This is a genomic window from Pseudomyxococcus flavus (genome assembly GCF_050038885.1).
GTDB lineage: Bacteria > Myxococcota > Myxococcia > Myxococcales > Myxococcaceae > Myxococcus > Myxococcus flavus.
Genome location: NZ_CP143624.1, coordinates 9384867 through 9399980, shown reverse-complemented (window position 1 = coordinate 9399980; position 15114 = coordinate 9384867). Strand labels below are relative to the sequence as shown.

Sequence of the window (15114 nt, the reverse complement as noted above, 5' to 3'; positions counted from 1 at the left end):
GGCTCCCAGTGAGATGGAAACCGGCGGTGGCGCTCCCCGAGGCTCGCGGCTGGCCTCGATTGCCGTGGCGAGCGCGCTGTTCATGGAGTTCGTGGACTCCACCGCGCTGTCCACCGCGCTGCCCCGCCTGTCGCTGGTGTTCGGCACGGACCCCATCCACCTGAAGCTGGCGCTCACGTCGTACATCCTCGCGCTGGCCGTGCTCGCACCGGCGAGCGGCTGGATCGCGGACCGGTTCGGTCCCCGGCGCGTCTTCATGCTGGCGATGTGCGTGTTCCTCGCGGGCTCGGTGCTCTGCGGCTTCTCGCAGTCGCTGACCCAGCTCGTCATCTTCCGCACGCTCCAGGGACTGGGCGGTGCGCTGATGACGCCCGTGGGGCGCATCATCGTGGTGAGCTCGGCGCCCAGGGAGCGGCTGGTCGCCGCGCTGAGCTGGTTCACCATGCCCGCGCTCGTGGGGCCGCTGGTCGGTCCGCCGCTGGCCGGGCTCATCCTCGGCGTGGCGGACTGGCCGTGGATCTTCTTCATCAACGTGCCCGTGGGCCTGCTGGGCATGCTCGCGGTGGCGCGCTTCGTCCCGCCGCTGCGCCAGCCGGACCCCGGCCCCTTCGACACGCGCGGCTTCGTGCTGTCGTCCATCGCCATCACCACGCTGATTGGCGCGGCGGAGACGGTGGGTATCGGGCTGATGCCGCTGCCCCTGCAGCTGGGCCTGGCGACCGTCGCGCTCTCCACGCTGGCGGCCTACGTGTGGCACGCGCTGCGCGTGGAGCGTCCCGTGCTGAACATCCGGTTGCTTCGCATCGACACGTTCCGGGCCAGCCTCATGGGTGGGACGCTGGTGCGCATGGGGCTGGGGGCGACGCCGTTCCTGCTGCCGCTGCTGTTCCAGGTGGGCCTGGGCTGGACGCCCGTCGAGGCGGGCCTGGTGACGATTGGCAGCGGGATAGGGGCGCTGACGTGCAAACCCGTGGCGCCCTTCATCATCCGACGGGTGGGCTTCCGGCAGACGCTCATCTTCGCCAATCTCGCGTCGGCCGTGCTCACCTCGCTGCCGGCGTTCTTCCGGCAGAGCACGCCGATTCCGCTCATCATCCTGGCGCTCATCGTCAGCGGGTTCATGCGCTCGCTGCAGTTCACGGCCACCAATGCCGTGGCCTACGCGGACATCCCAGCGGCCACGGTGAGCAATGCGTCCACGTTGTCGGTGGTGACGCAGCAGATGGCGCTGGGGCTGGGGATCAGCTTCGGTGGGCTGATGCTGCACCTGGCGCGCGGACCCGGCGAGGCGCCGCTGACGCCGGACCGCTTCGTGCTGCCGTTCATCGCGGTGGGCCTCGTCTCGTCGCTGGCCGGCCCGCTGTTCCGCCGGCTGTCGCCCAATGCCGGCGCGCACATCGGCGGACGCAGGGTGGGGTGAGCCCGGGACTCACGCACGTGCCGGAGTGGATCCACCCGGCATGCCGTGCGCGCTGTCTACCGTGAAGGCCCATGAAGCTCAACCAAGCGGTTGTGCATGGATGGCTCTACCGCTATGTTGAACCAGGTGGTTTACAAAAGGAGCGAAAGCGATGAGCGCCGCGCAGAATGTCCAGGTTCGCGTCACACGGCAGTTCAATGCCTCGCCCGAGCGGGTCTTCGACGCCTGGCTCACGCCGGAGACGGTGGGCCAGTGGATGTTGGGGTCGAACGTCCGGGACGAGGAGGTTCTGCGGGTCGCCATCGACGCGCGCGTGGGCGGCAAGTTCTCGTTCTTCGTGCGGCGAGGCGGCGTGGAGATCGACCACGTGGGGACCTACCTGGAGATCGACCGGCCCCGCCGGCTCGTCTTCACCTGGCATGTCGACACGGAAGCGGATGAGCTCAGCCGGGTGACGGTGGAAGTCACGCCGCGCGACACTGGCTGCGAGCTGACACTGACGCACGAGATGGACGCGAAGTGGGCGGACTACGCGAGCCGGACCGAGAAGGGCTGGGCCACCATGATTGATGTCTTGGCGCCGATTCTCGAACGCGGCTGACGACGCTCTCCTGCCTGGGGGGCGGGCTGGGGCGGAGGGCTTCTGAGAAATCTCCTTCAGGGCCATCCCTGCTCGCCTGCTCCTCGGGCGCATGCAGGGAAGCTGGGGATTGGAGGTCGCCTGGGGTGTGGGGAATGCGCATCGTTTCCCCGGTCGCAACACCTCCGAGGAGGCGGAATGGTTCTCCCTGGCAAGGGAATGAGCTGGAAGACGTTCTTCATGTCCCTGAAGAACGAGTGGACCCGCGACGAGGTAGGGGATGTCGCGGGGGCGCTCACGTTCCGGGTGATTCTGGCGCTGTTCCCGTTCCTGCTGTTCCTGGTGTCGCTGGCGGGGCTCCTCATCGAGCCCGCACAGGCGCAGGTGCTCATCCAGGAGCTGGCGCGCGTGGCGCCCAAGGAAGTGACCAGCATCCTGAGCGAGCGCATCCAGTCACTGGCCGCCAGCCGGCCGGTGGGCTTGCTGACGGTGGGTGGTGTCGGCGCGGTCTGGGCGGCTTCCGCTGGCGTGGTGGCGCTGATGAACGCGCTCAACAAGGTCTACGGCGTGCATGAGTCCCGGCCCCTCTGGAAGCAGCGCGGTATCGCGTTGCTGGTGACGCTGGGCGGCGCGGTGGTCGCTATCGTCGCGGCGTTCGCGGTCGTCGTCACGCCCGTGGTGGCCGGCAAGCTGCCCGGAGCCCTGGGCACGGTGCTCATGTGGCTGCGGCTCCCGGTCGCGGGCCTGCTGATGATGTTCCTGTGGGCGGTGCTCTACTTCGTGCTCCCGGACGTGAAGCAGAAGTTCAAGTTCATCACCCCGGGCTCCGTGGTGGGGGTGCTCATCTGGGTGCTGGCCTCGTGGGGCTTCTCCCAGTACGTGGCCAACTTCGGCAGCTATGACGTCAACTATGGCGCCATCGGCGGTGTCATCGTGATGCTGCTGTGGATGTGGATCTCCGCGCAGGTCATCCTGCTGGGCGCTGAAATCAATGCCATCCTCGAGCACCGTTCCCCGGAGGGGAAGGCGCCGGGCCAGAAGCTTCCCGAGCAGGGCAAGGCGCTGGTCGCGACGAAGTCGGAGCTGGAGGCGGGTGGGGCGGCGCTGCCGGGCTCGCCGGACTTCCGTCCCACGGTGGACCCGGTGACGGGCCAGCCCCTGGACGGTCCGCCTTCGGAGCCACCGCGGCTGCGCGACACGCCGCTCGCCGCGGCCTTCAAGTGGGCGGCTGGTGTGGGATTGGGGTTGTTCTTGTTGCGCAGGACGTCGCCTCGCTAACGGCGTCCGCGCCACGCATCGCTTGAGCAGGGGTCGAGCCCGGGCCTTCCCTCCGTGCCGCCGGCGAGGGGGAGCCCGGGCTCGTCTGCATCGTGCGCGCCGGGCCATTGGGACACGGGTGCGTCGTGACTCGGGACCTCATCCAGGCGCGGGTGGCGGGAACGGAAGGGGCTTGCGGACCGGTGGTGCCCGGTGCCAGCGTGCGCCACCGTCGGCGGGTCAACAGTGGCTTTGGGCCACCGGCAGTCCCCCGGACATCCCCCCTCGCACCCCAGCTTGCCCCGGCGCACCGCGCGCCTCGGAGCTCCAATGCGTTCGATATCCTCCTGGCCGCTGCGCTATGCCGCGCTGGCGCTCACGACACAACTCGTCCTCGCTTGCGGTGGAGGTGGTGGCGGGGAGCCGCAGCCGCCTCCAGCCGCCGACCTCACACCGCCCACGACGCGGGCCACGCCGGACGGCGGTGACTTCTCTGGCGCGGTGGTGGTGACGCTGGCCTGCGATGACGGGCAGGGCAGCGGCTGCGCGGCGACGTACTACACGCTGGATGGCTCCACGCCCGGCACCGGCTCCACGCAGTACCGGGAGCCCTTCACGCTGGGCAGCACCACCACGGTGCGCTTCTACTCCGTGGACACGGCGGGCAACGCGGAGGCGCCCAAGTCCGTGACGTACACGCTGGCGGGCGCACCGGACGTAGAGCCGCCAGCGACGGTGGCGAACCCGGCGAGCGGTTCGTTCAGCAGCCCCCGGAGCGTGGCGCTGACGTGTGACGACGGGGCGGGAAGCGGCTGCGCGGCGACGTACTACACGCTGGACGGGAGCGTGCCCACGCAGGCCTCGCCGCGCTACACCGCGCCGTTGTCCATCGCCGCGTCCGTCACGCTGCGCTTCTTCTCGGTGGATCGGGTGGGCAACATCGAGGCTGTGCGTCAGGCGCGCTACGTGGTGGACACGGAGGCACCCCAGGTGGCTGCGACGCCACGGGGGGGCACGTTCACCACGACGCGCGTGGTCACGCTGGCGTGTGATGACGGAGACGGCGCCGGCTGCGCGGCCATCCACTACACCACGAACGATGCGATTCCCTCGCTGGAGTCCCCCGTCTACGGCGAGCCCCTCGTGCTGACGGCCACCACGCGGGTGCGCTTCATCGCCGTGGACTGGGCGGGCAACGTCTCGGAGGTGGTGTCGGAGCTGTACACGCGCGATGCCCCGCCCGAGGACCGCGAGGCCCCGGCGACGGTGGCGAACCCCGCGGGAGGCATCTACCGGAGCGCCCAGTCGGTGGTGCTGGCCTGCGCGGACCACGTCGGCGGCAGTGGCTGCGCGGCGACCTACTACACGCTCGACGGGAGCGCGCCGACGACGTCCAGCCCGCGCTACACGGGCGCCATCTCCGTCAGCGCGACGTCCACGTTGCGCTTCTTCTCGGTGGACCAGGCGGGCAACGCCGAGGCGGCGAAGTCCGAGCAGTACACGGTGGATACGGTCGCTCCGGTGACGACCGCCACGCCCGCGGGTGGCTCCTACACGGAAGCCGTCACCGTGACGCTGACCTGCAGCGACTCCGGCACGGGCTGCCGTGAGACACGCTATACGCTGGATGGTTCGGCGCCGGAGACCGGTTCGCCGCTGTACACAGCGCCCTTCACCCTGTCTGCCAGCGCGACGCTGCGCTTCGCCTCCGTGGACCAGGCGGGCAACGTGGAGCAGCCGAAGCAGGAGTCGTACTCGATTCTCTCGATGGATGCCGTGGCGTCGACGCAGATCCAGGCCGTGCGTGACGCGGCGGAGGGCCCGGTGGCGCTCGTCATCAACGGCGCGCGAATCACCTACGTCAAGGCGGCGGTGGGCAATGCCGTGAATGACCCGGCGGGCTTCTTCCTTCAGGCGGAGCAGGCCGGGCCTGCCCTCTTCGTGGCGGTGGACCCGGACACGCTCTCGCCCAGACCGCAGGCGGGGGCCCGGGTGCGCGTCACCGTCTCCCAGAAGAGCGTGGTGAACGGCCAGGCACGGGCTGCGAGCCTCTCGAGCTACTCCGTTCTCAGCCTGGGCCACTCGCTGTCGGACCTGGTTCAGGACGTCAGCGGTGTGGACGTGACGGAGGGGGACCCGCCCCGGTACGAGTCCCAGTACATCTCCATCACGGGCACGCTTGGCGGAACAGGCTTCTCCAACGCGGGGCTCGGCCATGTCCAGGCGCCGCTCACGACGGCGGGTGTACCGGAGGGCTCGGGCGCGGCGGCCTACCTGCGGCTGCGCGTCGTGGAGCCGCTGCACGAGCTCCTGAGCCTGACGCCAGGGTGCTCCGTCACCGTCGTCTCGCCGCTGTGGCTCTACCGGGCGGCGGGGCAGGTGCGGCACACCCTCCAGCCCTCCGTGTGGACCGAGGCCCAGGTCACCGCCAGCGCGTGCCCCGCGCCTCGGGTGGTGAGTGCACAGGCGACGGACCGTAACTCGGTCATGGTCCGGTTCAGCCGGCCGCTCGATGAGGCATCCGTGGACCGCAGCGGCAGCCAGTTCACCATCCCCGGGCTGAGCGTCACGGGGGCGCTCGCGCTGGGGCATGGCGAGGTCTGGCTGTCCACCGGCAACCAGGCGCCGCGGCAGCCATATTCGGTGACGGTGGCGCGTACGGTCCGCGACGTGCGGGGGACCCCCGTGGATGCCGCGGCAGCCTCCGCCACCTTCTCGGGCTTCCAGCGGCCTGCCCAGCTTCGCATCACGGAGATTGCGCCCAATGTCGCGATGGGGCGGGACCTGGTGGAGCTCTACGTCGTGCAGGGAGGCACCACGCTGGGGGCCCTCCTCGTGGACGGCAACAGCGTCGGCTCGCCCCTGGCGACGCTCCCTGAGGTGGAGGTGTCCACCGGTGACTTCATCGTCATCCACCTGAACCCGGACCGCACCACGCCTGGAACGGATGCGCCCGCGTCCGAGACGCTCGGCAAGAGCCAGTACTCCCAGTCGGTCTATTCCTCGAACTTCGACACGGCCTGGGACTTCCAGGGCGGCAGCGTGGGGCTTGGCACGGGCAACCGCACCCTGCGCATCCTGGACGGGCTGGGATTCACCCAGGACGCCGTCGCCGCCACCGTCGTCGGGAACACCTTCGCGGGCTACCCCGCGCTCCTCCAGTCCATCCAGGACCTCGGCCAGTGGCTCCCGTCGAACTGTGGCGGCATACCGTGTACCTATACGTCCTATCCGAGCGCCTGGGATGTCTCCGTTGACTGGAGCCAGGCCTTTCACGTCCAGACGCGCGATACGACGGTGCAGCGGTTCGGGATGGCGGACACTGACACCCGGGAGGACTGGGGGGTGGGCCCGGCTTCGTTTGGAGCGCCCAACCCGTAGCGCTTTCAAGGCAGGGTGAAATGACGATCGCCGTCGCGTCCCGGGAGCGAATTCCCGGGGCCGGCGGCGATTCGTCTTTCAGGGGAGTCACCGAGGCAAGTGTGCCGCCGCTGCGAGTGAAGGACTGTGTCTACTGTCTCGCACGCTGAGCCTGTAGGGTTGTAATGCTTGTGATTGGCAGGCGGGCCGAGCCTCGTCCAATCCGCTCTCGGGCGGGTGCCGGGTCCACGAGGACCTCGAACACAAGCCAGGCCTTTTCCTGAACGTCTATTGCTCTGGCGCAGGGCGGAGCCCGTGCGTCCTGGGGTTTGTCATGTCTTTGAGGTGTCATTGGCCGTTGCGCCGTACCGTATTGGCGCTCGCGGCACAGCTTGCCCTTGCTTGTGGTGGCGGCGGCGGAGAGCCGCCACCTGTTCCTCCACCGGCGGCCGACGTCGCGCCGCCCACCACGAGCATCTCTCCAGAGGGAGGGGAGTTCGACGGCGCCGTGGGTGTGGCGCTGGTGTGCGATGACAGGCAGGGGGCTGGCTGCGCGGCCTCGTACTACACACTGGATGGCTCCACGCCCAGCACCGGTTCCATTCAATATACCGGGCCCTTCACGCTGGTTGGTACCACCACGGTGCGTTTCTTCTCCGTGGATGTGGCTGGCAACGCGGAGGCGCCCCAGTCCGTGACGTTCACGCGGAGGGCGTCTCCGGACACGGCTCCACCCACCACGGTGGCCACCCCTGCGAGCGGCTCGTTCAACAGCCCTCGGAGCGTGACCTTGACGTGCGATGACGGGGAGGGGAGTGGCTGCGCGGGGACGTATTACACGTTGGACGGTAGCGTGCCCACACAGAGCTCGCCGCGCTACATGGCGGCGCTCACCATCTCCGCCTCCACCACGCTGCGTTACTTCTCCGTGGACGCAGCCGGCAACATCGAGCCCGTGCGCCAGGCGCATTTCACAGTGGACATGGAGGCGCCTCGGGTGTCGGCGACGCCCGGCGGCAGCGTCTTCACCTCAACGCGCACCGTCACGCTGAGGTGTGACGATGGTGACGGCTCCGGCTGTGCGGCCATCCATTACACCCTGGACAACTCGATTCCTTCGCAAGCCTCACCCAGGTACCAAGTGCCCCTCGTGCTGACAGCCACCACGAGGGTGCGCTTCATCGCGGTGGATTGGGCTGGAAATACCTCGGCAGTGGTCTCCGAGCAGTACTCCCGGGATGGAGAGGGGCCCACCACCATTGCGAATCCTCCGGGAGGCTTCTTCCGCGCGCAGCTCACGGTCAGCCTGGCCTGTGACGATGGTGCAGGTCAGGGATGCCAGGCCACGTACTTCACCACCAACGGTGAAATACCGACGCGGGCCTCAACGCGTTACGCGCTCCCCATCATCGTGTCGCGCACCACCATGATGCGCTTCTTCTCCGTGGACGCCGCTGGGAATGATGGTGCGGTGGTATCGGAGATGTACGTGGTGGATGGCACAGCCCCTGTGACGGTCGCGAGCCTGCCGGGTGGTGCGTACGGCTCCGAGCAGGCGGTCACGTTGTCATGTGACGACGGCGGTGGGAGTGGTTGCTTGGCCACGTACTACACGTTGGATGGCTCCATCCCTACCACCGCTTCTCCCCGGTACGTGTCACCCCTGCGAATCAGCTCCAGCTCGACGCTGCACTACTTCTCCGTAGACGCGGCGGGTAACGCCGAAGACATCCAGCGTGTGCCATTCATCATCGACACAGTGGCCCCCTCCACCACTGCTTCCCCCGCGAGTGGCATCTACCGCCAAGCGCAGCAGGTGGCGCTGACCTGTGCTGACGGCGCGGGCGCGGGGTGTGCGGCCATCCGCTACTCCACCGAAAGCGAGGCGCCGGTCAGCAGCTTCCATCTGTACACCGGGCCGCTGCTCGTATCGGGGGAGACGCGGCTGCGCTACTACTCCGTGGATGCGGTGGGTAATGCCGAGCCCGTGAAGTCGGAGACCTACGTCATCGACAGCGTGGCACCTGCCGTCGAGGCCAGTCCGCGAGGCGGTACCTACCATGCCGCGCAGACGGTGACGCTGACCTGCGCGGATGCGGGCACCGGGTGTGCGGCCATCCACTTCACGACGGACGGTAGCATCCCGGGACCTCACTCGCCTCGCTACGTGTCGCCGCTGACCTTGTCGGCGGACACCCAGCTGCGCTTCCTTGCTATGGATGCCGCGGGGAACGCCAGCGCAGTGGTCCTGGAGGCTTACGCCATCTCCCTGGACATCACGGCGCCGGTGACGACGGTGACACCGGCGGGGGGCGTCTACCGTGTCGAGCCGTCGGTCGTGCTGACCTGCACGGACGAAGCAGGCGGCAGTGGGTGCGCAGGGACGTACTATACGCTCGACGGGAGTGAGCCGACGACGGCGAGTCCTCGCTATACGGGGCCGCTGGTCATCTCAGACTCCGCCACGCTGCGCTTCTTCTCCGTGGATGCAGTGGGCAACGCCGAGCAGGTGATGATGGAACAGTACACCGTGGATACGGTGGCGCCGATGACGGCGGCCATGCCCGCGGGTGGTACATACGAGGCACCTGTCACAGTGACGTTGGCGTGCAGCGACTCGGGCACGGGGTGCCGGGAGACGCGCTACACCGTGGACGGCTCCACGCCCGGGGCCGGCTCGCCGCTCTACGAAGGCCCCATCACCCTGGAGAAATCGACGACGCTCCAGTTCGCCTCGGTGGACCATGCCGGCAACATGGAGACACCTCGGCAGGAGGTGTACGCGCTGCCGACGACGGCCGCGGAGACCTCGGCGCAGATTCGTGCGGTGATTTCCGCGCCCACGGGGCCGATGAGCCTGCCTGTCGATGGGGCGCGCATCACGTTTGTCAAACCGTTGGTCGGCAGTCCTTCGAGCGACCCCGCGGGCTTCTTCCTCCAGGCCGAGCAGGCGGGGCCCGCGCTCTTCGTCGAGGCGGACCCGGTCAGTCTCTCGCCCGCGCCGGAGGCGGGGGCCCGGGTTCGTGTCATGGTTTCCGAGAAGCTCTACAGGAACGGCATGCGGTTCTTCCGCATCTCCAGCTACGAGGTCCTCAGCGCCGGACACGCCCTGGATGACCTGATCGAGGACGTGAGTGACATCAACCTGCCCACGGTCGAGTATCAGTACGAGTCCCAATATATCTCCATCACCGGAACGATAGGCACCAGCGGCACGAGCACCTTCGTGAGTGCCGGACCCGGCCATGTCCAGGCACCACTGACGACGGCGGGCGTGCCTGTCGGTTCGTACCCCGCCGAGCGTCTGCGGCTTCGCGTGGTGGAGCCGCTGCATGACATGCTGGACCTGGCAGCGGGATGCAACGTCACGGTCGTCTCACCGCTCTGGCTATACAGGTCTCCCGACAGCGTCTGGCCCACTGTCCAACCTTCCGTGTGGACTCGTGACCAGCTGACAGTCAATTCGTGCCCGGCACCTCGTGTTCTGCTTGCAGAGGGACGGGGCAGTCAAACCGTCGTGGTGCGCTTCGACCGTCGCATCGATGCCTCGACGCTCCGGCGAGATGGCAGTCAGTTCTCCATTCCCGGGTTGACCGTGACGGAGGCCACACACCTGGGGGGAAGGGACGTCATGCTTCAGACCACGGTCCAGACGGCGCGTGTCACGTATCAGGTGGAGGTGGATGGCTCGGTTCGGGATGAACTTGGAACGGGCGTGGACCCGGAGGCGGCCACGGCCTCGTTCATCGGGCACTTCCAACGCGCGGTCCTCCGCCTCTCGGAAATCGTACCCAACGTCTACGAAGGGCGGGAGCTGGTGGAGTTGGTCGCCGTCACGGGGGGCTCCACGCGGGGTATCTCGCTGATGGATGAAGACGCGTCCACGCGGCCGCTGGCAAGGCTCCCGGACGTGGAGGTGGCCGCTGGCGACATCATCGTCATCCACCTGAGGCCCGACCGCTCGAGGCCCGGCGCGGATGCTCCGGCGTCGGAGACGCTTGGCAAGAGCGAATATCCCCAGTCGACGTATGGCTGGAACTTCGATACCGCCTGGGACTTCCATGGGGAGAACGTGAGCCTTGGCGATGCCAGCCGGACCTTTCGCGTCGTCGATTTTTTCGGGGATACCCAGGACGCGGTTGCCGTCATTCGTCCTCGAAGTGAATTTCCGTACTTCCTTACCCGGCTCCAGGCGCTTCAGGCAGAAGGACATTGGCGGCCAGCGAGCTGTGGCGGCGTGCTCTGCACCTATCGCTCCGTGCCAACCGCCTGGGACGTTTCCGTCGACTGGTCCTGGCTCTTCCTCGTGCAGGGGCGGGACAGGTCGATGCACCGGATCGTCACGTCCGAAGCGAACTCGAGTGCGGAGTGGGCTGTCGGCTTCGGTTCGCTCGGCGTTCCCAACCCGTAGCGCGCAGTGACGTGAAACGACAATCGCCGCCTCGTCCCGGGAGCGTTCCCCCGGGCCGGGCGGCGATTCGTGTTTCCGAGTCGTGACGGAGACGGACTACCGACGGCGAGCGGCGACGTCGGAGTGCTTCTCCACGAACTCCGAGTAGGGCCCGTTGAAGTCGAGCACCTCCTTGCCCGCCTGGAGCGACCAGATGCGGGTGGCCACCTCGGAGATGAGCTCCTGGTCGTGTGTGACGACGATGACGGTGCCCTCGTACTTCTGGAGGCCTTCGGCCAGCGCGGCGATGGACTCGAGGTCCAGGTGGTTGGTGGGCTCGTCGAGCACCAGCACGTTGTCCTGCATGATCATCAGCTTGGACAGGAGCAGCCGCACCGTCTCACCACCGGAGAGGGTGTCGGTGTTCTTCATCCGCTCCTCACCGGAGAAGAGCATCCGGCCCAGCACGCCGGAGATCTCCTCGTTGGTGAGCTTGTCGTGCAAATCACGCAGCCAGCCGAAGCAGGTGGTGCCCTTGCGCACGACGCCGTGGTGGTCCTGCGGCAGGTAGCCCACGGAGGCCTGGTGGCCCCAGCCAATCTTCCCGCCGTCCGGCTCCAGCTGGCCGGCGATCATCTTCACCAGCGTGGACTTGCCCACGCCGTTGCGGCCGATGACGCAGACCTTCTCGCCCTTACAGACCAGGGCGTTGAAGGGCTTGATGACCTCCTGCCCGTCGAAGGACTTGTGGATGCCTTCGATCATCAGCGTCTGCTTGCCGCTGGCCACCTTCTGGTCGAAGCGGATGAACGGACGCGCGATGTTGGAGCGCTTCAGGTCCTCGGTCTTCAGCTTCTCGATCTGCTTGATGCGGCTCTGCACCTGCGAAGCGCGCGTACCGGCGTGGAAGCGGGCGACGAAGTCCTGGAGCTGGGCGATCTTCTTCTTCTTCTCCGCCGTCTCGGACTCGACGCGGCTGCGCACCTGCGCCTTCTGCCGGACCATGTCGTCATACCCGCCCGGGTACTGGATGATGGTCTCGTAGTCGATGTCCGCGATGTGCGTGCAGATGGCGTTGAGGAAGTGCCGGTCGTGGCTGATGGTGATGAGCACGCCCTCGTACTCGTGGAGGAAGCTCTCCAGCCAGCGGATGGAGTCGATGTCCAGGTTGTTCGTGGGCTCGTCGAGCAGCAGCCCTTCCGGCTTGCCGAACAGCGCCTGCGCGAGCAGCACGCGGAGCTTGAGGCCGCCGGTGAGCTGCTTCATCGGCCCTTCGTGGAAGGCCTGGTCGATGCCGAGGCCCGCCAGCAGCGTGGCCGCGTCGCTCTCCGCCGAGTAGCCATCCTCCTCGGCGATGATGCCTTCCAGGTCGCCCAGCCGGTTGCCGTCCTCCTCGGTGATGTCCGACTTGGCCAGCAGCTCGTTCTTCTCGGACATGGCCGCCCAGAGGGGGCCGTTGCCCATGAGCACCACGTCGAGGACGCGGTTCTCTTCGTAGCGGAAGTGGTCCTGGCGGAGGATGCCCAGCTTTCGAGGACGGACGATGTTGCCCATGTCCGCTTCCTCGTCCCCGGCGAGGATCTTCATGAACGTGGACTTCCCGGCCCCGTTCGGACCGGTCAGGCCGTAGCGACGGCCCGGGGAGAACGTGACGTTGACGTCCTCGAAGAGCTTCTTGGGCCCGTAGGCCTTGGAGACGTTGATGACGTTGAACATGGCGGCGGCGTTGTAGCGGAAATGGTGCGGTGGGCCAAAGCGGCGCGGTGTTTCGCGTTCTCCAGTGACCGCGGTGACCCTATGTAACCGCTCGGGCGCCTGGAGAATGCCGCCTCCGTCTCGGGTCCGGCCCGGCGGGAGCGGCGGAAGAGGTGAGATGCCCGGGGCCCAGGGGGCGTTCCGCCTCGAGCGGAATGCCGGAATGCCTGCACGGCTGTCCAGGAGGAAGGGAGGCCCGGGGCACGGCACGGCGGGTGGGGGAGCGGGCAGGGCAGATGGATGCGGTGCCTGCCGGGCGTGACGGGTATAAGGGCCGGCCCATGGCCGTTCGTTTCGAGCTCCTCACCACCGACCCCACGGGCGCCCGTGCAGGCATCCTGCACACACGCCGGGGTTCCTTCAAAACCCCCATGTTCATGCCGGTGGCCACCCACGCTGGCTTTCGCCACCTGGCCATGGAGGAGGTGAAGGAGACGGGCGCCAGCATCCTGCTGGCCAACACCTACCACCTGATGCTCCGGCCTGGCGCCGAGGTCTTCAAGCGCTTCGGCGGCATCCACCCCTTCATGCAGTGGGACGGGGGCGTGCTCACGGACTCGGGTGGCTTTCAGATCTTCTCCCTGCCGGAGGACCGGCTCATCACGGAGAAGGGGGCCCACTTCCGCAGCTTCTACGACAACAGCCGGCAGCTCCTCAGCCCCGAGTCGAGCATCGCCATGCAGCAGGCCATCAACTCGGAAATCATGATGGTGCTGGATGTTTGCATCGACTCGCGGACCGACGAGGCGGGCACCCGCGAGGCCATGGAGCGCACCCACCGCTGGGCGGTGCGCAGCCTGGAGGCCAAGGCGGCCCGGGACACCGGGCAGGCGATGTTCGGAATCGTCCAGGGGGGCGTGTTTCCGCACCTGCGCGACGAGAGCGCCGCCTTCCTGACGAAGCTGCCCTTCGACGGCTTCGCCATCGGCGGGCTGGCGGTGGGGGAGACGAAGGTGGAGCGCGAGTCCATGACGTTGCGCACCACCGCATCCCTGCCGCAGGACAAGCCCCGCTACCTGATGGGCGTGGGCACGCCCACGGACCTGGTGGAGGCGGTGCTGCGCGGCGTGGACATGTTCGACTGCATCATCCCCACGAAGATGGCGCAGCAGGGGTATGCGTACACGTTCAGCGGCCTCGTCCGCATCTCCCGCAGCGTGTTCCGCCTGTCCGACGAGCCGCTGGACGCGGAGTGCGACTGCTACGTGTGCAAGCGCTACACGCGCGGCTACCTGCAGCACCTGATGCGGGGCAAGCACCATCTGGGCTCGCGCTTCCTGTCGGTGCACAACGTGCGGCACTACCAGAAGCTGATGGGGCGCATCCGCGAGGGCATCCTCAGCGGTACGTATGCGCAGGTGTACCGCGAGCTGAAGGCGGCCATCGCCACGCCCAAGGACCTGAAGGACGAGGCGAACGCGCGTGAGGTGACGCTGAAGGAGGTCGGGTGAGTACGGAGGTCTCCGAGCCGAATCCGCGCGACGGCGACTTCGAGCTCATCACCCTGCGCAATGGCGCGCGGGCCGTGCGGCACCTGGGCCATGGCGAGGTGATGCACCCCTCCGTGGGGCCATGGCAGGAGGCGCTGCGGCTCTACGTGGAGCAGCCTCGCTTGGCCGAGCGGCTCCGGCAGCCGGGGCCTCCGGTGGTGATTCACGACGTGGGCCTGGGGGCCGCCACCAACGCGGTGGCCGCGCTCACCTGCGCGAGGAGCCTGGGCGCGGAGCAGCGCCGGACGCTGGAGGTGGTCAGCTTCGAGGTGGACCTGGCGCCGCTGCGGCTGGCGCTGGCGGACGCGGCGGGCTTTCCCTTCCTCCAGCCCTTCCGTGAGGCGGCGGAGTCGCTGATGCGCGACGGCGTCTGGGAGGCGGAGGGCCTGAGGTGGCGCTTGCTGCTGGGGGATGCGGTTCCGCATCTGGACGGCACACTGCCGACGGCGGACCTCGTGTACTTCGACCCGTTCTCCCCGGCGTCCAATCCGGACATGTGGACGGAGGCGGTGCTGGCGCGGGTGCGCCGGCATTGCCGTGAGGACGGCGAGGGCACGCTGCTGCTCACGTACAGCGCGGCCACGCCCACGCGCGTGACACTGCTGCTGGCTGGCTTCTATGTGGGGGCCGGCGTGTCGACGGGGACGAAGGGCGAGACCACGGTGGGAGCGACCCGGCTGGCGTCGTTGGAGGCGCCGCTCGGTGCGCGGTGGCTGGAGCGGTGGACGCGCTCCTCATCGCGGGCGCCGCACGGCGCGGAGCTCACGCCGGAGGTCGAGGCGCGCGTGCTGGCGCACCCGCAGTGGAAGTGATGGCGCGCGCAGAGGGATGCGAGGCTCGGAGCCCTGCGAGGTTTGGGACA

Annotated in this window: 8 protein-coding genes; 7 read left to right on the top strand and 1 reads right to left on the bottom strand. The window is 68.1% G+C overall.

Annotation, left to right across the window (positions count from 1 at the left end; genetic code table 11):
- Positions 1-13 precede the first annotated feature (13 nt).
- The 5 genes from VZL07_RS38705 (at position 14) to VZL07_RS38685 (ending at position 11028) form a co-directional block, all read left to right on the top strand.
- Positions 14-1420, top strand: a complete 1407-nt coding sequence (locus tag VZL07_RS38705) for a DHA2 family efflux MFS transporter permease subunit (protein ID WP_426753009.1) — start codon at positions 14-16, stop codon at positions 1418-1420.
- Between the two features lie 151 nt (positions 1421-1571).
- Positions 1572-2021: an SRPBCC family protein gene (locus VZL07_RS38700; protein ID WP_426753008.1), complete on the top strand. Its 450-nt coding sequence runs from the start codon at positions 1572-1574 to the stop codon at positions 2019-2021.
- 177 nt (positions 2022-2198) lie between these two features.
- Positions 2199-3278, top strand: a complete 1080-nt coding sequence (locus VZL07_RS38695; RefSeq protein ID WP_426753007.1) for a YihY/virulence factor BrkB family protein — start codon at positions 2199-2201, stop codon at positions 3276-3278.
- Positions 3279-3587: 309 nt separating this feature from the next.
- Positions 3588-6638 (top strand): chitobiase/beta-hexosaminidase C-terminal domain-containing protein, encoded by a 3051-nt coding sequence (locus VZL07_RS38690; RefSeq protein WP_426753006.1) that lies wholly within the window; start codon positions 3588-3590, stop codon positions 6636-6638.
- 337 nt (positions 6639-6975) lie between these two features.
- The gene (locus VZL07_RS38685; RefSeq protein WP_426753005.1) at positions 6976-11028 is read left to right on the top strand and encodes a chitobiase/beta-hexosaminidase C-terminal domain-containing protein; all 4053 of its coding nucleotides are present in this window, start codon (positions 6976-6978) and stop codon (positions 11026-11028) included.
- 96 nt (positions 11029-11124) lie between these two features.
- Here VZL07_RS38685 and VZL07_RS38680 read toward each other — a convergent pair whose 3' ends face one another.
- On the bottom strand, positions 11125-12723 hold the full coding sequence (locus VZL07_RS38680) for an ABC-F family ATP-binding cassette domain-containing protein (protein ID WP_426753004.1): 1599 nt from the start codon (positions 12721-12723) through the stop codon (positions 11125-11127).
- A 320-nt stretch (positions 12724-13043) separates the two neighbouring features.
- Between VZL07_RS38680 and tgt the strand changes: the two genes are divergently transcribed.
- Both tgt and VZL07_RS38670 read left to right on the top strand, forming a co-directional pair.
- On the top strand, positions 13044-14213 hold the full coding sequence (gene tgt / locus VZL07_RS38675) for a tRNA guanosine(34) transglycosylase Tgt (protein ID WP_426753003.1): 1170 nt from the start codon (positions 13044-13046) through the stop codon (positions 14211-14213).
- Positions 14210-15064, top strand: a complete 855-nt coding sequence (locus VZL07_RS38670; RefSeq protein WP_426753001.1) for a tRNA (5-methylaminomethyl-2-thiouridine)(34)-methyltransferase MnmD — start codon at positions 14210-14212, stop codon at positions 15062-15064. Before tgt ends, VZL07_RS38670 begins: the two co-directional genes overlap by 4 nt.
- Positions 15065-15114: the final 50 nt, after the last annotated feature.

What these genes read in the sequence shown, in the direction of transcription:
- VZL07_RS38705 (WP_426753009.1), top strand. Translation starts at nt 14, where the DNA reads ATGGAAACCGGCGGTGGCGCTCCCCGAGGCTCGCGGCTGGCCTCGATT.
- VZL07_RS38700 (WP_426753008.1), top strand. Translation starts at nt 1,572, where the DNA reads ATGAGCGCCGCGCAGAATGTCCAGGTTCGCGTCACACGGCAGTTCAAT.
- VZL07_RS38695 (WP_426753007.1), top strand. Translation starts at nt 2,199, where the DNA reads ATGGTTCTCCCTGGCAAGGGAATGAGCTGGAAGACGTTCTTCATGTCC.
- VZL07_RS38690 (WP_426753006.1), top strand. Translation starts at nt 3,588, where the DNA reads ATGCGTTCGATATCCTCCTGGCCGCTGCGCTATGCCGCGCTGGCGCTC.
- VZL07_RS38680 (WP_426753004.1), bottom strand. Translation starts at nt 12,723, where the DNA reads ATGTTCAACGTCATCAACGTCTCCAAGGCCTACGGGCCCAAGAAGCTC.
- tgt (WP_426753003.1), top strand. Translation starts at nt 13,044, where the DNA reads ATGGCCGTTCGTTTCGAGCTCCTCACCACCGACCCCACGGGCGCCCGT.